We start from the raw sequence: 22,737 nt of genomic DNA, 5'->3' as shown, positions 1-22,737 counted from the left end.
ATCATGGCAGACAGACATGGACCGGCGGGCGTCGTGCCGCGGCAACGCGACACGCGCCTCGACGTCTTCCGGGCCCTCGCCCTCCTGACGATCTTCGTCAATCACGTTCCGGGCCAGTACCTGGAGCACCTGACGCACAAGAACTTCGGCTTCTCCGATTCCGCGGAAGCCTTCGTGCTGATTTCCGGCATGTCCGTCGCACTCGCCTATGGCGCGCGCTTTGCGGTCGGCGAGCGGCTCGCCCTGACGCTGCGCATCCTGCGGCGGGCGCTGACGCTCTATATCGCGCATATCATGACGAGCATCATCACCTTCGCGATCTTCGCGGGCGGGGCGCTGTGGTTCGCGCGGCCGGACCTGCTTTCGGAGATCAACCTGCGCGCCGTCGTCGACCGCACGGACGAGGGCGTCGTCAGCATGGTGCTGCTCGGCCACCAGTTCGGCTACAACAACATTCTGTCCATGTATGCCGTGGTCTTCCTGATGCTGCCCGGCTTCCTCTGGCTCTACCGGCAGAGCGCGCGCCTGCTGCTCGCCGTGTCGGGAACGATCTGGCTCTGTGCCGGCATCTGGCGGATCGCGCCGTCGAACTTCCTCGATGACGGCTACTGGTTCCTCAACCCCTTGTCCTGGCAGTTCCTCTTCGTCATCGGCTTCGTCGGCATGATGCGCGCGAAGGGGAAGGGCATTCCGCGCCATCCGGTGCTGACGGCGCTTGCCGTTGCCTATCTCGCCGTCTCGATGCTCTGGGTGGTGCTGTCCTGGTGGTTCATCGACTTCTCCTACGGCCTGCCGGCGGTGCTGACGGGCTTCGACAAGACCTTCCTCTCCGCAACGCGCCTGCTGCATGTTCTGGCGGGGGCCTATCTGATGGCGACGATCCCGGCGCTTACCGGATGGGCGGCGCTGCCGCTTTCCCATCCGCTGGTGGCGGTGGGGCGGCATTCGCTCGCCGTCTTCATCTTCGGCACGATCCTCGCGATGGTCGGGCAGGTTCTGATGTTCGTCACGGGGAAGAACCCGCTGCTCGGGACGCTCTACGTCCTTTTCGGCATCGCCCTCCACTTCGCCTATGCGCGCTATCTCGACTGGCAGGCCGCCGTCATCGCCAATGCAAAACGGCAGGGCCGCGAGGCCCTGCCGGTCAAAAGCGATCCGTAAGCGATGACGCCCGTCAGGCGGCGGTGTGGCTCTTGCGCACATCGTCGTCCGTCAGGATGCCGCTGGCGCGCAGCAGCGCGGCGAAGCGGCCGTTGCTCTGGCTGAGATCGTTGAACGTTCCCATCTCGGCGATCTGGCCGTGATCCATGAAGACCACCAGATCGGCCTCGCGGACCGTCGACAGGCGGTGCGCGATGATGAAGGTCGTGCGGTTGCGGCGAAGCGAATCGATCGCCGCCTTGACGCGCGCCTCCGTCTCCACGTCAAGCGCGCTGGTCGCCTCGTCGAGAACGAGGATCGGTGCGTTCTTCAGGATGGCGCGGGCAATCGCGATGCGCTGGCGCTCGCCGCCCGAAAGCCGGTTGCCGCGCTCGCCGACATGGGTGTCGTAGCCGCTCTGGCGCGAGGTGATGAAGTCGTTCGCCGCCGCCGCTTCCGCGGCCGCCACGATCTCCTCCTGGCTCGCGCCTTCGCGGCCGAGGCGGATATTGTCGGAGATCGAGCGGTTGAGCAGGCCCGCATCCTGGAAGACGGTGGCGATGGAGCGGCGCAGCGACTTGCGCGTCACCGTCGCGATATCGACGCCGTCGATGAGGATCTGGCCGGATTGCGGCTCGTAGACGCGCTGCAGGAGGTTGACCAAGGTGGTCTTGCCGGCGCCCGTCGGGCCGACGATGGCGACCGTCTGGCCGGCTTCCGCCGTGAAGGAGACGTCGCGCACGCCCTGCGTTGCGTTGGCGAAGTCGAAGCTCACGTTGCGGTACTCGACCCTGCCCTTCACCTCGCCGAGCTCGCCGGCATCGCTCGGCTCCTCGCGGTCCTTGACGGCGTCCTCCAGCGTGAAGAAGTCCTCCAGCTTGGCGCGGGCCTCGAAGATCTGCGTGGCGAAGGCCTTCATCTGGTCGAGACGGCCGATGAGCAGGCCCGCGAAGCCGATGAAGGCGATGACGTCGCCGACGCGGATTTCGCCCTTCTGGACGAGCACGGTGCCGATGACGAGGATCGCCATCATGGAGATGGTCGAGGCAATGCGGTTGAGCGCGCTGGCGAGCGCCCACCAGTCGAGCACCGGGAACTGTGCGTTGATCAGGCGCTCGGCGAAGCGCTTCAGCTCGCGGGTCTCCGCCTCGATGCGGTTGTAGCTGTGCACCACCGAGACGTTGCTGATCGAGTCCGACACATGGGAGAAGACGGTGTGGTAGTGGTTCTCCACCGACGCCTGCCCCTCGCGGGTGCGGTTCATCACCACCTTGCCGATGACGACATAGAGCGCGCCAAGCACCAAGAGCACCAGCGACAGGCGGTAGTCCATCGTGAAGGCGGTCGGGATGAGGAGGGCGAGCGCGATGGCGGTGGCCAGGTGCGTGCGCATGAATTCGAGCCAGAGGCCGAACAGCGTCTCGCAGGCGCGCAGCAGCGTGTGCAGCGCATTGGAGGTGCCGCGCTGGCTATGCCAGGCGAGCGGCATGGAGATGATGCGGCCGAAGGCTTCCGTCAGCAGGCTGGCGCGCCGGCCATGGGCCAGCCGGTCCGCTTCGCGGGCGACGAGCACATAGGCGATGGTGTTGAACAGGCCGAAGCCCGCCCACATCAGAAGCAGCGGCGTGACGGCGCCCTTGCTGGAGATGGCATCAATGATGCGGCCGAAAAGGATGGGCTCGGCAATGGTGATGACCGCCAGGATGACGTTGGCGGCGACGACGAGACCGACGCGAAGCTTATAGGTGCCAAGATAGCTGAGGGCTCTTGCATAGACCTGAAACAAAGACACGGGAATGAGGCCTTTCCGGCGATACCAGTTATGCGGTGCAGCGAGCACCTTCTGTCCCTTCGCTGCGGGTATTAATCAGCGGAAGCGACAAAAGTTCTTCCGCGTCAAGCAAATTTCATGACCGCCCTGACATCTTGCGTGATTTTCTCATTTTCACGGCAGCCATGCATGCAAAACAATTGATTTTCAGCATGTGATCCTGCCATTTGTAAGGCGGGGAATACGAATGGGGCGCTTGGGCCGGTTGTCGGCCGGGTTCAGCTTTATCAGTTGGTTAAACAAAGCTAGTCAAGCGCGGGGTACATGAAGATCAACTTGCTGGTGCAGTTCCTTGCACTGATCGACGAGTTGCGCGGTCGGGAAGAGGCAACGGCCGAATTCGAGCGTCTGCTGACGCTCTGCGGCTTCGATTATTACGGTCTCCTGCTGGCGCCGAGGCCGGTGGACGAACCGTCCGGCCTCCTGCTTGCCGGCCGCTGGCCGGAGGGCTGGCCCGAGCTTTACCTGCGCAGGCGCTACATGCAGATCGACCCGACCGTGCGCTATCTCGGCCATGCCCAGCAGGGCTTCCGCTGGCGCGACACGCTCGGCGCCTTCCGCACTAGCCCGCACCGCAAGCGCATGGAACGCATGATGGTGGACGCCCGCAACAAGGGGCTGGAGGACGGCTACGTGTTTCCCGTCCACGGCCGGCGCGGCCTCATCGGCAGCCTCAGCATCGGGGGCAGGCCGGTGGAGCTGGAAAGCGTGGAGGTCGGCCTCTTCGACAGCATCGCCCGGCGGCTCTACTGGAAGCTCGTCCATGCCGCCGACCCTGAGACCGCCGCCCGGCTCGCCGAAGTGGTCGACGTGCAGTTGACGCGCCGCGAGATGGAGGCGCTGACGCTGCTTGCCGAAGGCATGACCTCGCACGAGATCGGCCGCACGCTTGGCATTTCCAGCCATACCGTCGATTGGTACATGAACGGCATCCAGGAAAAACTCGGTGCGCGCAACCGCCACCACGCCATCGCGATCGCCTTCCGGCTCGGACTCGTGTCTTAGCGGGTCCGGGACCGCAGAATTGGATAACCCGTTGCGTTGAAACGATTTTCAGCGGGATGGCGTCTCGCGCCCCCGCCGCGATTGTTTCCAGCGGCGCAAATCTTTTGTTCCGTGACGACTCCAAAATTGCACTTTGGAAATTACCCGCTAATAATTCTCTTCGCGGGTGCAGCATTTTCCCGTTTTCCAAGCCGCCGCTTTCCAAGTCAATGAGGAGTCCGACTTGCCCATTTCCAAGATCCTTGTCGCCAACCGTTCAGAAATTGCCATCCGCGTGTTCCGCGCGGCCAATGAGCTTGGGCTGAAAACAGTCGCGATATGGGCCGAGGAAGACAAACTTGCGCTGCACCGCTTCAAGGCGGACGAGAGCTACCAGATCGGCCGCGGCCCGCATCTTTCGCGCGACCTCGGCCCCATCGAGAGCTATCTGTCGATCGAGGAAGTGATCCGCGTCGCCAAGCTTTCCGGCGCCGACGCCATCCATCCCGGCTATGGTCTTCTGTCGGAAAGCCCGGAATTCGTCGATGCATGCGATGCTGCCGGCATCACCTTCATCGGCCCGCGCCCGGCCACCATGCGCCAGCTCGGCAACAAGGTCGCCGCGCGCAACCTCGCCATCTCCGTCGGCGTGCCGGTCGTGCCGGCGACCGAACCGCTGCCGGACGACGAGAAGGAGATCCACCGCCTTGCGGAGGAGATCGGCTATCCCGTCATGCTCAAGGCCTCCTGGGGCGGCGGCGGGCGCGGCATGCGCGCCATCCGCGATCCGAAGGACCTGATCCGCGAGGTGACGGAAGCCAAGCGCGAGGCCAAGGCCGCCTTCGGCAAGGACGAGGTCTATCTCGAAAAGCTCGTCGAGCGCGCCCGCCATGTCGAAAGCCAGATCCTCGGCGACACGCACGGTAATGTCGTGCATCTCTTCGAGCGCGATTGTTCCATCCAGCGCCGCAACCAGAAGGTCGTCGAGCGCGCGCCCGCGCCCTATCTTTCGGATGCGCAGCGCCAGGAGCTCGCCGACTATTCGCTGAAGATCGCCAAGGCGACCAGCTATGTCGGCGCCGGCACGGTCGAGTACCTGATGGATGCCGACAGTGGGAAGTTCTACTTCATCGAGGTGAACCCGCGCATCCAGGTCGAGCACACCGTCACGGAAGTCGTGACCGGCATCGACATCGTCAAGGCGCAGATCCACATCCTCGACGGCCATGCCATCGGCACGCCGCAATCGGGCGTGCCGCGCCAGGCGGATATCCGCCTCAACGGCCATGCCCTCCAGTGCCGCATCACCACGGAAGACCCGGAGCAGAACTTCATTCCCGACTACGGCCGCATCACCGGCTATCGCTCGGCCTCCGGCTTCGGCATCCGCCTCGACGGCGGCACGGCCTATCCGGGCGCGGTGATCACCCGCTTCTACGATCCGCTGCTGGTCAAGGTCACGGCCTGGGCGCCGGATCCGCTGGAGGCGATCGCCCGCATGGACCGCGCGCTGCGCGAGTTCCGCATCCGCGGCGTCGCGACGAACCTCACCTTCCTCGAAGCGATCATTACTCACGAGCGCTTCCGCGATAACAGCTACACGACCCGCTTCATCGACACGACGCCGGAGCTCTTCCAGCAGGTCAAGCGCCAGGACCGCGCCACCAAGCTTCTCACCTATCTCGCCGACGTCACCGTCAACGGCCATCCGGAGGCCAAGGGCCGGCCGAAGCCGCCGGCCGATGTCGCCAGGCCCGTCGTGCCCTTCATCGAGGGCGGCATCGCTCCCGGCACCAAGCAGAAGCTCGATGCGCTCGGGCCGAAGAAATTCGCCGAATGGGTGCGCGGCGAGAACCGGGTTTTCCTGACGGACACGACGATGCGCGACGCGCACCAGTCGCTGCTTGCCACCCGGATGCGCACGCATGACATCGCCCGCGTCGCCGGCACCTATGCCCGCGCCCTGCCGCAGCTCTTCTCGCTGGAATGCTGGGGCGGCGCGACCTTCGACGTCTCCATGCGGTTCCTGACGGAAGACCCGTGGGATCGGCTGGCCCGCATCCGCGAGGATGCCCCGAACCTCCTCCTCCAGATGCTGCTGCGCGGGGCGAACGGCGTCGGCTACAAGAACTATCCCGACAATGTCGTGAAGTACTTCGTGCGCCAGGCGGCCAAGGGCGGCATCGATGTCTTCCGCGTCTTCGACTGCCTCAACTGGGTCGACAACATGCGCGTCTCGATGGAGGCGGTCGCCGAAGAGAACAAGATCTGCGAGGCGGCGATCTGCTATACCGGCGACCTCCTGAATTCCGCCCGCCCGAAATACGACCTCAAATACTACACCGCCCTTGCGAGCGAGCTGGAAAAGGCCGGCGCGCACATGATCGCGGTGAAGGACATGGCGGGCCTGCTGAAGCCGGCCGCTGCGCGCGTGCTCTTCAAGGCGCTGCGCGAGGCGACGGACCTGCCGATCCATTTCCACACGCACGACACGTCCGGCATCGCGGCGGCGACCGTGCTTGCCGCCGTCGAATCCGGCGTCGACGTGGTGGATGCGGCGATGGATGCGCTCTCCGGCAACACGTCGCAGCCCTGCCTCGGCTCGATCGTCGAGGCGCTGAAGGGTTCCGAGCGCGATCCGGGCCTCGATCCCGAATGGATCCGCCGCATCTCCTTCTACTGGGAGGCCGTGCGCTTCCAGTACGCCGCCTTCGAAAGCGACCTCAAGGGGCCGGCCTCGGAAGTCTACCTGCATGAAATGCCGGGCGGCCAGTTCACCAACCTCAAGGAGCAGGCGCGCTCGCTGGGCCTCGAAACCAGGTGGCATCGCGTCGCGCAGGCCTATGCCGACGCCAACCAGATGTTCGGCGATATCGTCAAGGTGACGCCCTCCTCCAAGGTGGTGGGCGACATGGCGCTGATGATGGTCTCGCAGGACCTCACGGTCGCCGATGTGGAGAATCCCGCGAAGGATATCGCCTTCCCCGAATCGGTCGTCTCGATGCTGAAGGGCGATCTCGGCCAGCCCCCGGGCGGCTGGCCGGCCGGTCTCCAGAAGAAGGCGCTGAAGGGCGAGACGCCCTATACGGCCGTGCCGGGCTCGCTGCTGCCGCCGGCCGATCTCGATGCGGAGCGCAAGGCCATCGAGGACAAGCTGGAGCGCAAGGTCGACGACTTCGAGTTCGCCTCCTACCTCATGTATCCGAAGGTCTTCACCGACTATGCGCTGGCCGCCGACCTGTACGGCCCGGTCAGCGTGCTGCCGACGCCGGCCTATTTCTACGGCCTTGCCCCCGGCGAGGAGCTTTCGCCGGAGCTGGAGAAGGGCGTTTCCCTCGTCATCCTGCATCAGGCGAAAAGCGAGCCGGACGAGCAGGGCATGGTCAAGGTGTTCTTCGAGCTGAACGGCCAGCCGCGCCTCATCAAGGTACCGGACCGCAACCGCGCCGCCACCTCGGCCGTGCGCCGCAAGGCCGAGGCCGGCAATGCCGCCCATCTCGGCGCGCCGATGCCGGGCGTCATCTCGACCGTCTCGGTCTCGGCCGGCCAAAGCGTCAAGGCCGGCGACGTGCTGCTCTCCATCGAGGCGATGAAGATGGAGACGGCGCTGCATGCCGAAAAGGACGGCATGGTCTCCGAAGTGCTGGTCAAGGCCGGCGACCAGATCGACGCCAAGGACCTCTTGATCGTCTACGGCGCCTGAGCCTGCCGGCGGGAAGCCCGCATGACGGGGGATGGGGTTAACCCCATCCCCTCTTTGCCCTTGCGCTTGCGCAATTCCGGCCGCAAAACGCTGCCACCCTATCGGAATTGTTCAATGAAACGCAGGCTTCCATGAGCTTCGTCATCCGTACCGCCGCGCTCGGCGACATCGCCGCCTTCACCGAAATCTACCGCGAATCCGTGCTGAACGGCGTGGCGAGCTACGAGATCGATCCGCCGACGCTCGACGAGATGGAAGCGCGCTTCACGGCGATCACCGGCAAGGGCTATCCCTATATCGTGGCGGTGGAGCAGACCGGCCTCATCCTCGGCTATGCCTATGCGTCGGCCTTCCGCACGCGGCCGGCCTATCGCTGGCTGGTGGAGGACTCGGTCTATCTCGCGCCGGAAGCGCGCGGCAAGGGCGTCGGCAAGGCGCTGCTGGCCGAGCTCATCCGCCGCTGCACGGATCTCGGCTTCCGCCAGATGGTGGCGGTCATCGGCGGCGCGCATCCCGCCTCCATCGCCGTCCACAGCGCCGCCGGCTTCGCGCATTCGGGCCGCATGACGGCGACCGGCTTCAAGCACGGGCGCTGGCTGGACACGGTCTTCATGCAGCGCCCCCTCGGCGAGGGGGCGGAGACGGAGCCGTCGGCGACGGACTATCCGGGGACGATGGGGTAACATCGGAAGAGGGGCGTAGGGCAGACCGTAGCCTCCCTTCCATCATGCTCGGGCCCGGCCCGAGCATCCATGCCGCGAATGCCGCGCCGCATTGGTCCCCGAGTCAAACCCGCGGAGGATCCCATTGCAAATAGGCAAATGGGAAAGGTGCGCTCAGGTCTCGACGAGACGCAGCACCTTGTCGAAGACCTTCAGCACCTGGTTCAGCTCATGGCCGCGCTTCAGGATCATGCCCTGCTGGTTGACGACGCTGTAGGCGCCCTGCTTGGCGGCGAGCCTGGGGTTCTTCTCCACCCGGTAGAGCGGCATTTCGCCGGATCGCTTGAAGATCGAGAAGACGGCCTTGTCGCGCATATGGTCGATGGCATAGTCGCGCCATTCGCCTTCACCCACCATGCGGCCATAGACCCAGAGGATCGCATCGAGTTCGCGGCGGTGGAAGGTCACCGGCAGCGGATCCTTGCTGTTGCGGTATTCCTTGAGGTCGACCACGACACTGGACGCCTGCAAATCCGGCTGATCGGTCATCGAATCTCCGCACCTCGTCTGTGACGGCTGCGTGACAGTGTGCCTGAGCGGCGCCGAAATGCAAGCTGGATGGGGCGAAAGCGGCGATTTCGCAAAAATCCGTCCCGCCGCATTTCAGACAAACAGAAGCCCAAATTAAAAGAGAGAGTTCGCCCGTCGCGGCCCGTACCAGTCTGTTGCCTCAAGCAGGAAGCCGGTTCGGAACGGTGCGCGTCTGTCGAAGTTGCCCTGTATCCGTTGCCGGCAGCTTCGTCCCGGTCCGGTCCGTCTTTCTTCGAACCCTCAAGCCCCAGCCCCTCGAAGAAGCCGGACCGGACCTCCCCCGCGGGGGAGGGAAGAATTCACCGTGACGTCTCGTCGCCTGCCAGAACCGTCGCCCCGAGGATCGCGCCGGGCGTATCGGCCGTCTTCATGCGCTGGAGAAGCACGGCGCAGCCGCCGGGCTTTTCCTTCTTCTTCAGCATGTCGGCGGGAAGCACCAGATTGGTCTCCTTGCCCTCCCACATGCCGATCGTCTCCATGTCCGTCACGGCGTGCCAGTAATTGACGGTCTTGCCGCGGTTCTCGCCCTTGTCGATGTCGATCGTGCGCTCGCGCTCGAAATAGGCGATCACGATATTGGCCTTGCCATGGCCGGGGCCGACGCGGATGCGCAGCTCGTCGTTCTTCACCTCGACATTCACCGGCACGTCGAGCCCCTTGCCTTCCCTCGGCAGGGAATCGATGCGGGTGCGGATGCCGGAAAGGTCGGCGCCGTTGATATGCTCGCGGCCGTTCAGCACGGCCTGGGGCGTATAGACGCCGTTGCGGCCGAACATGCGGGCATAGGCATATTGCCGGGCGGTATTGTCCTTGGAGGCGAGCGTGTCCGCCCAGCCGAGATAGTTCCAGTAGTCGACATGGTAGGCGAGGGCGACGACCTTGCCCTCGCGCGCAAGCGTCTCGAGCGCCTTGTCGGCGGGCGGGCAGGAGGAGCAGCCCTGGCTGGTGAAAAGCTCGACGACGCCCTTCGGCGCGGTCGCTTCCTGTGCATGGGCGGTGCCGGCGCCGAGCGTCAGCAGGATCGCCAGACATTCCGGTACATACGGTCTCGGCATGATCATTTCCAATGCAATGCCGGCCGCAGGCCAGCCTTTCCAGCCCGTCATACGCCCTTGCCGCTTCAACAGGAAGTCACGATGGAGTGAGATTTTTGCCCGTGTCCGCCCGCGGGCTCAAGGCCTGAGATGGCCTCATTGGAAGGAAATCCCGCCGGAAACGAAAAATGCCGGGGCTTTCGGCCCCGGCATCTCGTTTTTCAATCCGAAGCCGCTCAGGCGGCGAGGTCGCGCAGAACGGTCTGCAGGATGCCGCCGTTGTTCATGTAGGTGACCTCGTCCAGCGTATCGATGCGGCAGAGGAGCGGAACCTCCTTCACCTTGCCGTCGGAATAGGTGATCCTGGCGATCTTCTTCTCGCGCGGCTTGATGTCGCCTTCCAGGCCCTCGATGGTGACGATCTCGTCACCCTTGAGGTCCAGCGAGGCCCAGGTCGTGCCTTCCTCGAAGACGAAGGGCACGACGCCCATGCCGACAAGGTTGGAGCGGTGGATACGCTCGAATGACTGCGCCACCACGGCCTTGACGCCGAGAAGGTTGGTGCCCTTGGCCGCCCAGTCGCGCGAGGAGCCGTTGCCGTATTCCACGCCGGCGAAGATGACGAGCGGAACGCCCTCGGCCTTGTACTTCATGGCCGCGTCGTAGATCGACATCTCTTCCTTGGACGGATAGTGGATCGTGTAGCCACCTTCCTTGCCGTTGGGCCCAAGCATGTGGTTGCGGATGCGGATATTGGCGAAGGTGCCGCGCATCATGACCTCATGGTTGCCGCGGCGCGTGCCGTACTGGTTGAAGTCCGCCACCGCGACGCCGTTGCCCGTAAGGTAGGCGCCGGCCGGCGAGGCCGCCTTGATCGAACCGGCAGGCGAGATGTGGTCGGTGGTGATCTTGTCGCCGAAGAGACCGAGGACGCGCGCGCCCTCGATGTTCTTGAGGCCCGAGCCGGTCTTGCCCATGCCGACGAAGTAGGGCGGGTTCTGCACATAGGTCGACTTGTCGTCCCAGGCATAGGTCTGGCCCGCCGGCACCTGCACGGCCTGCCAGTTCTCGTCGCCCTTGAAGACGTCGGCGTATTTCGCGGCGTAGAGCGCGCGGGTGACGTATTTGAGGATGAATTCCTGGATTTCCTGCGAGGTCGGCCAGATGTCCTTGAGGTAGACGGGGTTGCCGTCCTGGTCCTCGCCGATCGGCTCCTTCGTGAGGTCCTTCTGGACGGAACCGGCGAGCGCATAGGCGACGACGAGCGGCGGCGAGGCGAGGTAGTTCGCCTGCACGTCCGGCGAGATGCGGCCTTCGAAGTTGCGGTTGCCCGAGAGGACGCCGGCGGCGATGAGGCCCTTGTCGTTGATCGTCTTGGAGATCGGGCCCGGCAGCGGGCCGGAATTGCCGATGCAGGTCGTGCAGCCGAAGCCGACGAGGTTGAAGCCGAGCTTGTCGAGGTCGGCCTGCAGGCCGGACTTGGCGAGATATTCGCCGACGACCTGCGATCCCGGTGCCAGCGACGTCTTGACCCACGGCTTGGTCTTCAGGCCCCTGGCGACCGCGTTGCGGGCGAGAAGGCCGGCGGCGATGAGGACCGACGGGTTGGACGTGTTGGTGCACGAAGTGATGGCGGCGATGGCGACGTCGCCATGGCCGAGGTCGTAGTCCGTGCCCTCGACCGGGTAGCGGTTCGAAAGCTGGCCGGGCTTCTTGTAGTCGTTATCCATCGACGCGGCGAAGCCGGAGGCGATGTTTTCCAGCGGGATGCGGCCTTCCGGGCGCTTCGGGCCGGCCATGGCCGGGACCACGTCGCCGAGGTCGAGTTCGAGCGTGTCGGTGAAGACGAGGTCGGAGCCGTCGCCGTCACGCCACATGCCTTGAGCCTTCGAATAGGCTTCGACGAGGGCGATGCGCTGCTCTTCGCGGCCGGACATGGTGAGGTAGTTGACGGTCTCGCCGTCGACCGGGAAGAAGCCGCAGGTAGCGCCGTATTCCGGGCCCATATTGCCGATCGTCGCGCGGTCGGCGAGCGTCATGTTGTCGAGGCCGGGGCCGAAGAATTCGACGAACTTGGAGACGACGCCCTTCTTGCGCAGCATCTGCACGACCATCAGCACGAGGTCGGTCGCCGTGACGCCTTCCTTGAGCTTGCCGGTCAGCTTGAAGCCGATGACCTCGGGCAGTAGCATGGAGACCGGCTGGCCGAGCATGGCGGCTTCCGCCTCGATGCCGCCCACGCCCCAGCCGAGAACGCCGAGGCCGTTGATCATGGTCGTGTGGCTGTCCGTGCCGACACAGGTATCCGGGTAGGCGACGATCTCGCCGTCTTCTTCCTTGGTCCAAACCGTCTGGCCCAGATATTCCAGATTGACCTGGTGACAGATGCCGGTGCCCGGGGGAACGACGCGGAAGTTCTTGAACGCCTGCTGGCCCCATTTCAGGAAGCGGTAGCGCTCGCCGTTGCGCTGGTATTCCAGCTCGACGTTGCGGGCAAAGGCGGTCGGCGTGCCGAATTCGTCGACGATGACCGAGTGGTCGATGACGAGGTCGACGGGAACGAGCGGGTTGATCTTCTCCGGGTCGCCGCCGAGCGAGACCATCGCGTCGCGCATCGCCGCAAGGTCGACCACGGCGGGAACGCCGGTGAAGTCCTGCATCAGAACGCGCGCCGGGCGATAGGCGATCTCGTTTTCGACCGTGCCCTTGTTCGTCAGCCATTCGGCGACGGAAAGGATGTGCTCCTTGGTGACCGAGCGGCCGTCCTCGAAGCGCAGCAGGTTCTCAAGAAGCACCTTCATCGAGTAGGGCAGCTTCGAGACGCCGGCAAGGCCGTTCGCTTCGGCCTTGGGCAGGCTGTAGTACACATAGTCGGTGCCGTTGACCGTGAGGGTCGAACGACAATTGAAACTGTCTAGGGATTTGGACACTTTATACCCCGTCTCGTCTGGCGCCAGAAAGCTGACGTACGAACGCCCGAGCGCCTGAGGCGCGAATGGGATGCGGGTGCGGCCATTTCCGCTGTCCGTACGCGGAAATCATTCCCGTGTTCGGCGCTTGGATGAAATTCACGCCGACCGCTGGCGTGTTGCGGGCGTTATAGATAATTTCTAAGAAACGATCCAGACCGCCGAAGGGCAAATCGGGACAATTTTTTTGCGTTGCGACCAAGGTCGTAAAGGGAAAGTGAAGAGACATGCGGCTCGTCGCCGAAGGATTGAGCGCCAAGCGCGGCGAAGACCTGATTTTCCAAGATATTTCCTTTGAAATCGGTGGCGGCGAAGCCCTCGTCGTCAAGGGCCCGAACGGCTCCGGCAAGTCGACGCTGCTGCGCGTCCTGGCGGGCCTCCTGCCGGCGCATTCGGGGAGCGCGAAACTCCTTGCTGCAGCGCAACCGATCGGGCAGCTCGGCGAGGCTGCGCACTATCTCGGCCATCGCAACGCGATGAAGCGGGAGCTCACCGTCGAGGAGAACCTGTCCTTCTGGAAATCCTTCTTCGGCGACTTTGCCGGCGGGGCGGGCGTGCCCATCGCCGAGGCGGTCGAGGCCGTCGGCCTCGGCGGCATCGCGCATCTTCCCTTCGGCTATCTCTCGGCCGGCCAGCAGCGCCGCATGGCGATGGCCAAGCTCCTCGTGTCCTGGCGCCCGGTCTGGATCCTCGACGAGCCGACGGCGGCGCTCGATGCCGCCGCCGAGGCGATGTTTGCCGGCCTCGTCACCGCCCACCTTGCGCGCGGCGGCATCGCGCTCGCCGCGACGCACCAGCCGCTCGGGCTGGAGGGAGCGAAGGAATTGCGGATGAAGGGGTTTGCCGGGATGATGGAGGATGTGTGGTGATGGACGTGTCCGTGGCTACCCCCCTCTGCCCTGCCGGGCATCTCCCCCACAGGGGAGGAGATTGGCTGGGAGCAGGGGTATCCCGTAATTCACACCATCTGCTTTGGGCGAGACCGTGCCACGATTCGATCTCCCCCCCTGTGGGGGAGATGCCCGGCAGGGCAGAGGGGGGTGCGCCAAGCCCTCGACTCCGGAGGATCGTCGCATGATCGCCCTCCTCCTCCGCGACCTCAAGCTCTCCGTGCGCGCCGGCGGCGGCGCCCTGGTCGGCGTCCTCTTCTTCATGACCGTCGTCGCCGTCATCCCCTTCGGCGTCGGGCCGGACCTCAATCTCCTCGCCCGCATCGGCCCCGCCATCCTCTGGATCGGCGCGCTGCTCGCTTCACTCCTCGGCCTCGACCGGCTGTTCCAGGCCGAGCGCGAGGACGGCTCGCTCGACCTGCTCCTGATGCAGGAGACGCCGCTGGTGCTGACGGTCTTCGTCAAGTGCCTCGCCCATTGGCTCGCGACCGGCCTGCCGCTCGTCATCGCCTCGCCGCTGCTCGGCCTCTTCATGAACATGGACGAGACCGCCATCGGCGCGACGACGCTGACGCTCTTGGCCGGCACGCCCGCCATCACCTTCATCGGCGCGGCGGGTGCGGCGGTGGCGGTGGCGCTGCCGCGCGGCGGGCTGCTCGTCTCGATCCTCGTCCTGCCGCTTGCCATTCCCGTGCTGATCTTCGGGGTGAGTGCGGTCTATGCGGCGATCCAGGAACCGGCGCCCTTCCTGCCGCCCTTCCTCATCCTCGTCGCGCTCAACCTCGCCTTTGCCGTCATCGGTCCCGTCGCGGCGGCTGCGGCGCTTCGTCTTTCGAGCGACTGACAGGAAAGTGATTGCGGCAGATCAATTGAAGACCGGGTGCTTCCGCGTTAAAGAACCATCATGAGCGAACCGAGCCTTGCCATCCGAAAATTCAGCGACCTCGCCAATCCCACGCGGTTCCTGGCGCTGGTCGCCATCGTCTGGCCGTGGCTTGCCGGGCTGACGCTCTGTCTCTTTGCGGTGGGGCTCTACCTTTCCTTCACGACGACGGGCGATTACCAGCAGGGCGAAACGGTGCGCATCATGTATGTGCATGTGCCGGCGGCCTGGCTCTCGATGATGTGCTATTCGGTCATGGCGCTTTCCGCACTCGGCACGCTCGTCTGGCGCCATCCGCTCGCCGACGTCTCGGCCAAGGCCGCCGCGCCCATCGGCGCCTGCTTCACGCTCGTCGCGCTCATCACCGGCTCGCTCTGGGGCAAGCCCATGTGGGGTACCTGGTGGGTGTGGGACGCGCGGCTCACCTCCGTCTTCGTGCTCTTCCTGATGTATCTCGGCCTGATCGCCCTCGGCCGCGCCATGGATGACCCGACGCGCGCCGCCAAGGTCAGCGCCGTGCTGATCCTCGTCGGTTTCGTCAACATCCCGATCATCAAGTTCTCGGTCGAGTGGTGGAACACGCTGCACCAGCCGGCGAGCGTCATCCGCATGGGCGGGCCGACCATCGACCCGGAATTCCTCTGGCCGCTCATCATCATGGCCGTCGCCTTCACCATGCTGTTCTTCACGCTGCATATCCTTGCCATGCGCAACGAGATCCTGCGCCGCCGCATCGCGGTGCTGCGCCGCCATGCGGCCCGTGTCGCCGGCCGCGCGGGAGGCGCCGCATGAGCCATACCTTCTACGTCGCGGTGTCCTATATCGCTGCCTTCGCCGTCACGCTCGGCCTCGTGCTCTGGGTCTTCATCGACCATCGCGGCCGCCGCCGCGAGATCGAGCAGCTCGAAGCCGCCGGCATCCGCCGCCGCTCCGCGCACAGCGAGGGCAATCCATGAGCGAGAACGAGGGCAATGCCGAGGGCGCGGGCAAGCGCACGCGCTTGATCCTCGCCGCGCTGCCGCTCGCGGTCTTCCTCGGCCTGGCGCTGATCTTCTGGACCCAGCTCAATTCCGGCCGCGACATCTCGGAAATCCCCTCCGCGCTCATCGGCACCAAGGCGCCGTTCCGCGATCTCGATCCGCTTGCGGGCGCCACCAAAGACGGCGCGCCCGTCCCGGCGCTGACGGCGCAAACGGCCGCGGGCAAGCTGACGCTCGTCAATTTCTGGGCCTCCTGGTGCGTGCCCTGCCGGCAGGAGCACCCGGTCATCCTGGCGCTGTCGAAGGACCCGCGCATCACGGTCGTCGGCGTCAACTACAAGGATGGCAGCGAGAATGCGCTACGCTTCCTCGGCGAGCTCGGCAATCCCTTCTCGGCCATCGGCCTCGATCCCGTCGGCAAGATGGCGATCGACTGGGGTGTCTACGGCATCCCGGAATCCTACCTCGTCGGGCCGGATGGGACGATCCTCTACAAGCGGGTCGGTCCGTTCGATGACAAGAGTTTGAAAGACGGGCTCTATCCGGCGATCGAGAAGGCGCTTGGGACGCCCGCTGCGGGCGGCTGATAACTCTCAAAAGGGTAGGGTAATCGCGGGAGCGTTCGCCCCTCATCCGGCCTGCCGGCCACCTTCTCCCCGCAAGCGGGGAGAAGGGGATATGCCGCGCCGTTTTCCCGAATCTCAAATATCGCGTGGGGCAAGTCCCCTCTCCCCGCTTGCGGGGAGAGGGCTAGGGTGAGGGGCAGCCTCGATGCACGACCCCAACCGTGGAGGGCTGACGCCGCACGGTTTCCGCCTCCACCCCTTGCGCGCCGAAGCGCACGGGATTATGCCTTCTTCCGCTCTAACGGGGTGCCCCGCAGGTTCCGACCTGCCGGCTGAGAGGCGTTTGCCAACCCGAAGAACCTGATCCGGCTCGTACCGGCGGAGGGATTAGACGGCTCAATCCAGCGCCCTATTCCCGTTTGTGACCAGACAAGGAGGCGCTGATGCGCACGGCATTTCTTTCTTCCATCGCGGCGCTCGCCGTATCGTTGGCCTTTCCCGCCTTCGCGCAGGAAAAGACGCTGACCGTCTACACCTATGAGAGTTTCGTTGCCGAATGGGGCCCGGGGCCGAAGGTTAAGGAGACCTTCGAGAAGACCTGCGGCTGCAAGGTCGAATGGGTCGGCGTCGCCGACGGCGTGGAACTGCTGACCCGCCTCAAGCTGGAGGGCGAGGGCACGAAGGCCGACGTGGTGCTTGGCCTCGACACCAACCTGATCTCGGAAGCCAAGGCGACCGGCCTCTTCGAGCCGCACGGCCTGAAGCCGGAAGGCCTCACCGTTCCGGGCGGTTTCTCCGACGATACGTTCCTGCCTTACGACTACGGCCACTTCGCCGTCGTCTATGACACCGAGGCGCTGAAGACCCCGCCAACGAGCCTCAAGGAGCTGGTCGAGGGCGACCCGTCGCAGAAGATCGTCATCGAGGACCCGCGCACCTCGACGCCAGGCCTCGGCCTGCTGCTCTGGGTGAAGTCCGTCTATGGCGACAAGTCCGCGGAAGCCTGGGCCAAGCTCAAGGACCGCGTGCTGACCGTCACCCCCGGCTGGTCGGAAGCCTATGGCCTCTTCACCAAGGGCGAGGCGCCGATGGTGCTCTCCTACACGACCTCGCCGGCCTATCATATGATCGCGGAGAACACCGAGCGCTACAAGGCCACCGCCTTCTCCGAGGGCCATTACATCCAGATCGAGGTCGCCGGCCTGACGCGTACTTCCCATGACAAGGACCTCGCCCGGCAGTTCCTCACCTTCATGACGGGGCCGGATTTCCAGTCGATCATCCCGGAAACCAACTGGATGATGCCGGCCGCCAAGACCCGCGATCCGCTGCCGGCTGCCTTCGACGCGTTGGTGAAGCCGGAAAAGACCTTCCTCATGTCGTCGGACGAGGTCGCGGCGAACCGCAAGGCCTGGATCGACGAATGGCTCGGCGCGATGAGCGCGAAATAAGATGATCTTCGCCCGCGCCGAACGACGGACGCTCGATATCGCCGGGGGCCTTGCCCTCGGCGGCGTGCTCGTCTTCGTCGGCGCGGCGACCGCCGTGCTGCTTGGCCATGCGGGCGGCGGCGGCGCGCCGCTGCTCGACGCCTATATCGGCCGCGTCGCGCGGTTCACGCTGATGCAGGCGGCGCTTTCGACGCTGCTCTCCGTCCTCTTCGCCATCCCCGTCGCCCGCGCGCTTGCAAGGCAGCGGACCTTCCCCGGCCGCGTCTGGATCATCCGCCTCTCCGTCGTGCCGCTCGGCCTGCCGGCGCTGGTCGCCGCGCTCGGCGTCGTCGGGATCTGGGGGCGGCAGGGTGTCGTCAACGACCTGCTGCGCCTTGCCGGCCTCGAAAGCCCGGTCAGCGTCTACGGGCTCGCCGGCATCCTCATCGCCCATGTCTTTTTCAACCTGCCGCTCGCCGCGCGCTTCCTGCTCGCCGCGCTGGATCGCATCCCGCCGGAATACTGGCTGTCCTCGGCCAATCTCGGCATGAGTGGCGGCGCGGTCTTCCGGCTCATCGAATGGCCGGTCATCCGCCGCGTGCTGCCCGGCATCGCCGGCCTCGTCTTCATGCTCTGCGCGACGAGCTTCACCATCGTGCTCACCCTCGGCGGCGGACCTGCGGCCACCACCATCGAGGTTGCGATCTACCAGGCGCTGCGCTTCGATTTCGATCCCCAGCGCGCCGTGCTGCTCGCCTTCCTGCAGATCGCGGTGACGGCGGCGCTGCTCTGGCTCATCTCGCTCTTCGGCCGCCCGCCGGAGGAAGGCATGACCGCCGGCCGTGCCATCCGCCGCTTCGACGGCCGCAGGCGGCGCGTCCCGGATGGCCTCGTCATCCTCCTCTTCACGCTCTTCACCGCCGCCCCGCTCGCCGCCACCCTCGTCTCCGGCCTTGCCGCCGATTTCGGCCGGCTGGCGGTTGATGCGCAGCTCCACCGCGCGCTTGCCACCAGCCTTGCCATCTCGCTCGCCTCCGCCACCCTCAGCCTTGCCGTCGCCCTTCCCGTCGTGCTGGTGCCGCGCCTTGCCGAAAGCGGCGACGGCGGGGCGGCGACGCGGCTGATGGGCCGCGCGCTGCCGGCGGTCGGCTCGCTGATCCTGCTCGTGCCGCCGGTCGTCGTTGCCACCGGCTGGTTCCTGATGCTGCGCACCTTCGGCGAGACGGGCCGCTTCGCGCCCTTCGTCGTCACCGTGCTCAATGCGCTGATGGCGCTGCCCTTCGTCATCCGCGTGCTGGAGCCCGCCTACCGCACGCATCTTGCCCGCACCGCGCGCCTCGCGCTCAGCCTTGGCGTCACCGGCTGGCGGCGTTTTCTGCGCATCGACTGGCCGGCGCTGAAGAAACCCTTCCTAGCCGCCTTCGCCTTCGCCATGGCGCTGTCGCTCGGCGATCTCGGCGCGGTCGCCATCTTCGGCGCGGAGGGCTTCGTCACGCTGCCCTGGCTGCTCTATTCCCGCATGGCGAGCTACCGCACAGCCGATGCCGCGGGCATCGCGCTGATCCTCGGCGTGCTATGCCTGCTGCTGACGCTGCCCTCGACCGCCGCCGAGCGCCAAACCGAAAGACCCGGCTCCGATGCCTGATCCCGCCATTTCCCTTGCCGACGTCACCGTGCGCTTCGCGGAAAAGCGCCTCGCCTTCGATTGCGCCATTCCGGCAGGGGCCGCCGTCGCCGTCGCCGGCCCCTCGGGCGCGGGAAAGTCGACGCTCTTCAACGTCATCGCCGGCTTCGAGAAGCCGGCAAGCGGCAGCGTCGCGCTGTTCGGCAAGGACATGGCCGGCCGCGATCCGGCGGAGCGGCCGGTCTCCGTCGTCTTCCAGGACAACAACCTCTTCGCCCACCTTTCCGCCGCCGACAATATCGGTCTCGGCATCGATCCGGGCCTGAGGCTGGATGCGGCGGGCCGCGAGGCGATCGGCGCCGCGCTCGCCCGCGTCGGCCTTGCCGGATACGAGAAGCGCCTGCCGGGCTCGCTTTCCGGCGGCGAGCGGCAGCGCGTGGCGCTCGCCCGCGCGCTGGTGCGCCGCCGGCCGATCCTGCTGCTCGACGAGCCCTTCGCCGCGCTCGATCCGGCCATGCGGGCGGACATGGCGCGGCTCATCGCCGAGCTTCATGCCGAGACGAAGAGCACGCTCCTCTTCATCACCCACCAGCCCGAGGATATTAGCCGGCTGGCCGAACGGGTGCTGTTCCTGGAGGCCGGCTCGATCCTGCTCGATGCGCCGGCGGCGGATTTCCTTGCACGCCTCGATCCACCTCCCGTTGCAAAATTCCTCGGCCATTCCGGCATTTAGCGAGGGGCGGGGCGATTTGACCAAGGCGGACGCCACAATTTGGTCGCCGCCCTGTGTCACCGGAGCCACAGGAAAACCGTTTGTCGAATCGGGAGTTGCCGGCCGGGTATGGCGCGTCTATCTCATCCGTTCGAAGGCGCGACGATGCGCGCTCGCGCTGCGGCCGAAGGCTGTGGCACGGGCGCGAACCCATTCAGGGGCTTGGGCAAGAGACATGGCGAAAGCGACGCAGGGAGCTGCAATGGTATCCGGGCGCGGGGTCGTGAGGTCCGTCGCGGCCCTGCTGCTCGCGGGCACGCTGCTTTCGGGCTGCCAGTCGCTCATCGAGCAGAGCTATGAGCCGACGATCTCGCCCTCTTCCAATCCGCAGATCGTCGAAGAGGTGCAGAAGAACGATCCGCGCGCCCAGATGGGTGCCCGCGAGCATCCGCGCATCGTGGCGAGCTACGGCGGCGAATACAAGGACGCCAAGACCGAGCGCCTCGTCGCCCGCATCACCGGCGCGCTGACGGCTGTTTCGGAGAACCCGAACCAGTCCTACCGCATCACCATCCTCAATTCCCCGGCCATCAACGCCTTCGCGCTGCCGGGCGGCTATCTCTATGTGACGCGCGGCCTTCTGGCGCTCGCCGACGACGCCTCGGAAGTGGCCGCCGTGCTGTCGCATGAAATGGCGCATGTCACCGCCAACCACGGTATCGAGCGGCAGAAGAAGGAAGAGGCCGAGGTCATCGCGAGCCGCGTCGTCGCCGAGGTGCTGTCCAGCAACATCGCCGGCAAGCAGGCGCTGGCGCGCGGCAAGCTGCGCCTTGCCGCCTTCTCGCGCAACCAGGAGCTCCAGGCCGACGTCATCGGCGTGCGCATGCTGGGCGAGGCGGGCTACGATCCCTATGCCGCCGCACGCTTCCTCGATTCCATGGCCGGCTATGCCCGCTTCACGTCGGTCGATCCGGAGGCGGACCAGAGCCTCGACTTCCTGTCGAGCCATCCGAGCGCACCGCAGCGCGTCGAGCTGGCGCGGATGCATGCGCGGGCCTTCGGAGCGGAGGGTACGGTCGGCGACCGCGGCCGCGACTACTATCTCGCCGGCATCGACGGCCTTCTCTACGGCGACGCGCCGGAAGAGGGCTATGTGCGCGGCCAGACTTTCCTGCACGGCAAGCTCGGCATCCGCTTCGACGTGCCGGAAGGCTTCCAGATCGATAACAAGGCCGACGCGGTCCTGGCGACCGGTCCCGGCGACGTCGCGATCCGCTTCGACGGCGTCGCCGACAGCAAGGGGCAGGACCTCGTCAACTACATTTCGAGCGGCTGGGTGACGGGCCTCAAGCCCGAGACGATCCGGCCTGTGTCGATCAACGGCCTGCCGGGCGCGACCGCGCGGGCCGCCGCCGACCGCTGGGAATTCGACGTCACCGTCGTGCGCATCGACAACCAGATCTACCGTTTCCTGACGGCGGTGCCGACCGGCTCCACGGCGCTGGAGCCGACGGCGGCGATCCTCAGGAACTCGTTCCGCAAGCTGACGGCGGAGGAAGCCGCCTCGCTGAAGCCGCTGCGCGTGCGCGTCGTCACCGCCCGCCCCGGCGATACGATCGCCTCGCTCTCGGCCCGGATGATGGGGACCGAGCGCAAGCTCGATCTCTTCCGGCTGATCAACGCCATGACCGCGACGAGCACGGTCAAGCCGGGCGACAAGTTCAAGATCATCACCGAATGAACGGTGAGGCAGCCGGCTCTTCACCCGGCCGCGCCTTCCGCATGCGCAAACAAAAACCCCGCCGTTTCCGGCGGGGTTTTTTTTATCGGCCATCCGGCCTGCTGGCATCAGTCGCGATTGCCGAGGAAGCGCAGCAGGAACAGGAAGAGGTTGATGAAGTCGAGGTAGAGCGTCAGCGCGCCCATGATGGCCTTGCGGCCGGCCGTGGCGACATCGTCGGCCTCGAAGTACATTTCCTTGATCTTCTGCGTATCCCAAGCCGTCAGGCCGGCGAAGACCAGCACGCCGATCGCGGAGATCGCGAAGTCGAGCGCGGAGGACTGCAGGAACAGGTTGACGAGCGAGGCGATGATCAGGCCGAAGAGGCCCATGACCAGGAACGAGCCGATCGCGGAGAGGTCACGCTTCGTCGTGTAGCCGTAAAGCGACAGGGCGCCGAAGGCGGCGGCCGAGACGAAGAAGGTCTGCGCGATGCTGGCGCCGGTATAGATCAGGAAGATCGACGACAGCGACAGGCCCATCAGGCCGGCATAGACCCAGAAGGTCGTCTGCGCGGCCGAAACGCTCATCGTGTGGATGCGGAAGCTCAGGAAGAAGACCAGCGCCAGCGGGGCGAGCATCACGATCCAGCGCAGCGGGCTCAGATAGATCGCCTGGCCGAAGGCCGTGAGCTGGCCGCCGGAAATTGCGGCCTGGGAAGCGAAGAACGCCACGAGGCCGGTGATCGCAAGACCCAGCGCCATCAGGTTGTAGACCCGAAGCATGTAGGAGCGCAGGCCCTCGTCGATGACGGCGCCGGCCTGGGCGCCCGCCGGTCGGGTCTGGTAATTGCGGAGATCAGCCATGTTGTCCTCTTGGTTCAAGCCCCGGGAGATTACGGTGTCGGTCACTGCCTGCGGGCGGTTCCGGGCAGCCGCTGCGGGGCTCCAGCTTGCCTGATTTGAATATGAGCATGAATTGTGTTCCGCACAAGACCCGCAACCTCGGCGAAGGGCGC

The 22,737-nt window shown here is 65.7% G+C and carries 18 protein-coding genes and 1 riboswitch; of the genes, 13 read left to right on the top strand and 5 right to left on the bottom strand.

Going from position 1 to position 22,737, the window contains the following annotated elements:
• The first annotated feature begins 3 nt into the window (after positions 1 to 3).
• Positions 4 to 1,161, top strand: a complete 1,158-nt coding sequence (locus ACZ1A1_RS15080) for an OpgC family protein (protein ID WP_463620534.1) — start codon at positions 4 to 6, stop codon at positions 1,159 to 1,161.
• Between the two features lie 13 nt (positions 1,162 to 1,174).
• Here the strand turns inward: ACZ1A1_RS15080 and ACZ1A1_RS15075 are convergent, their stop codons facing one another.
• Entirely contained in the window at positions 1,175 to 2,932 is a 1,758-nt protein-coding gene (locus tag ACZ1A1_RS15075) for a glucan ABC transporter ATP-binding protein/ permease (protein ID WP_463620533.1), read from the bottom strand.
• A gap of 303 nt (positions 2,933 to 3,235) precedes the next feature.
• On the opposite strand from ACZ1A1_RS15075, the gene ACZ1A1_RS15070 reads away from it, so the two are divergent.
• The 3 genes from ACZ1A1_RS15070 to ACZ1A1_RS15060 all read left to right on the top strand — a co-directional run bounded on the left by ACZ1A1_RS15070 (position 3,236) and on the right by ACZ1A1_RS15060 (position 8,341).
• Entirely contained in the window at positions 3,236 to 3,976 is a 741-nt protein-coding gene (locus ACZ1A1_RS15070; RefSeq protein ID WP_463620532.1) for a helix-turn-helix transcriptional regulator, read from the top strand.
• Between the two features lie 223 nt (positions 3,977 to 4,199).
• Positions 4,200 to 7,658, top strand: coding sequence for a pyruvate carboxylase (pyc, locus tag ACZ1A1_RS15065; RefSeq protein ID WP_463620530.1), 3,459 nt, complete (start codon positions 4,200 to 4,202; stop codon positions 7,656 to 7,658).
• A 131-nt stretch (positions 7,659 to 7,789) separates the two neighbouring features.
• Positions 7,790 to 8,341, top strand: coding sequence for a GNAT family N-acetyltransferase (locus ACZ1A1_RS15060; protein ID WP_463620529.1), 552 nt, complete (start codon positions 7,790 to 7,792; stop codon positions 8,339 to 8,341).
• Between the two features lie 153 nt (positions 8,342 to 8,494).
• Here ACZ1A1_RS15060 and ACZ1A1_RS15055 read toward each other — a convergent pair whose 3' ends face one another.
• From ACZ1A1_RS15055 to acnA, 3 genes are all read right to left on the bottom strand, one after another.
• On the bottom strand, positions 8,495 to 8,869 hold the full coding sequence (locus tag ACZ1A1_RS15055; RefSeq protein ID WP_313194830.1) for a DUF2794 domain-containing protein: 375 nt from the start codon (positions 8,867 to 8,869) through the stop codon (positions 8,495 to 8,497).
• A 341-nt stretch (positions 8,870 to 9,210) separates the two neighbouring features.
• Positions 9,211 to 9,969 carry a DUF1223 domain-containing protein gene (locus tag ACZ1A1_RS15050; RefSeq protein WP_409530037.1) on the bottom strand — a complete coding sequence of 253 codons (759 nt, stop codon included), beginning with the start codon at positions 9,967 to 9,969 and terminating at the stop codon, positions 9,211 to 9,213.
• Between the two features lie 212 nt (positions 9,970 to 10,181).
• Positions 10,182 to 12,875 carry an aconitate hydratase AcnA gene (acnA, locus tag ACZ1A1_RS15045; RefSeq protein ID WP_463620528.1) on the bottom strand — a complete coding sequence of 898 codons (2,694 nt, stop codon included), beginning with the start codon at positions 12,873 to 12,875 and terminating at the stop codon, positions 10,182 to 10,184.
• A gap of 266 nt (positions 12,876 to 13,141) precedes the next feature.
• On the opposite strand from acnA, the gene ccmA reads away from it, so the two are divergent.
• The 9 genes from ccmA (at position 13,142) to ACZ1A1_RS15000 (ending at position 21,740) form a co-directional block, all read left to right on the top strand.
• Positions 13,142 to 13,783 (top strand): heme ABC exporter ATP-binding protein CcmA, encoded by a 642-nt coding sequence (ccmA, locus tag ACZ1A1_RS15040; protein ID WP_463620527.1) that lies wholly within the window; start codon positions 13,142 to 13,144, stop codon positions 13,781 to 13,783.
• A gap of 205 nt (positions 13,784 to 13,988) precedes the next feature.
• Positions 13,989 to 14,648, top strand: coding sequence for a heme exporter protein CcmB (gene ccmB / locus ACZ1A1_RS15035; RefSeq protein ID WP_424548865.1), 660 nt, complete (start codon positions 13,989 to 13,991; stop codon positions 14,646 to 14,648).
• Positions 14,649 to 14,708: 60 nt separating this feature from the next.
• Entirely contained in the window at positions 14,709 to 15,479 is a 771-nt protein-coding gene (locus ACZ1A1_RS15030) for a heme ABC transporter permease (protein ID WP_463620526.1), read from the top strand.
• The gene (gene ccmD, locus ACZ1A1_RS15025; protein WP_463620525.1) at positions 15,476 to 15,643 is read left to right on the top strand and encodes a heme exporter protein CcmD; all 168 of its coding nucleotides are present in this window, start codon (positions 15,476 to 15,478) and stop codon (positions 15,641 to 15,643) included. Before ACZ1A1_RS15030 ends, ccmD begins: the two co-directional genes overlap by 4 nt.
• Positions 15,640 to 16,254, top strand: coding sequence for a DsbE family thiol:disulfide interchange protein (locus tag ACZ1A1_RS15020; protein ID WP_463620524.1), 615 nt, complete (start codon positions 15,640 to 15,642; stop codon positions 16,252 to 16,254). The genes ccmD and ACZ1A1_RS15020 overlap by 4 nt, the downstream gene beginning before the upstream one ends.
• A gap of 271 nt (positions 16,255 to 16,525) precedes the next feature.
• Positions 16,526 to 16,637, top strand: a riboswitch (TPP riboswitch).
• A 39-nt stretch (positions 16,638 to 16,676) separates the two neighbouring features.
• A complete protein-coding gene (thiB, locus tag ACZ1A1_RS15015; protein ID WP_463620523.1) occupies positions 16,677 to 17,684 on the top strand; it encodes a thiamine ABC transporter substrate binding subunit in 1,008 nt (335 codons plus the stop codon).
• Between the two features lies 1 nt (position 17,685).
• Positions 17,686 to 19,308, top strand: a complete 1,623-nt coding sequence (gene thiP, locus ACZ1A1_RS15010; RefSeq protein WP_463620522.1) for a thiamine/thiamine pyrophosphate ABC transporter permease — start codon at positions 17,686 to 17,688, stop codon at positions 19,306 to 19,308.
• Positions 19,301 to 20,020: a thiamine ABC transporter ATP-binding protein gene (thiQ, locus tag ACZ1A1_RS15005; RefSeq protein ID WP_463620521.1), complete on the top strand. Its 720-nt coding sequence runs from the start codon at positions 19,301 to 19,303 to the stop codon at positions 20,018 to 20,020. The genes thiP and thiQ overlap by 8 nt, the downstream gene beginning before the upstream one ends.
• Before the next feature lie 241 nt (positions 20,021 to 20,261).
• Entirely contained in the window at positions 20,262 to 21,740 is a 1,479-nt protein-coding gene (locus ACZ1A1_RS15000) for a M48 family metalloprotease (RefSeq protein WP_463620520.1), read from the top strand.
• A gap of 107 nt (positions 21,741 to 21,847) precedes the next feature.
• Here the strand turns inward: ACZ1A1_RS15000 and ACZ1A1_RS14995 are convergent, their stop codons facing one another.
• Positions 21,848 to 22,585 carry a Bax inhibitor-1/YccA family protein gene (locus ACZ1A1_RS14995; protein WP_463620519.1) on the bottom strand — a complete coding sequence of 246 codons (738 nt, stop codon included), beginning with the start codon at positions 22,583 to 22,585 and terminating at the stop codon, positions 21,848 to 21,850.
• Positions 22,586 to 22,737 lie beyond the last annotated feature (152 nt).

The organism is Shinella sp. R2-11 (genome assembly GCF_055330205.1).
This window is presented reverse-complemented; position numbering and strand designations above follow the sequence as displayed.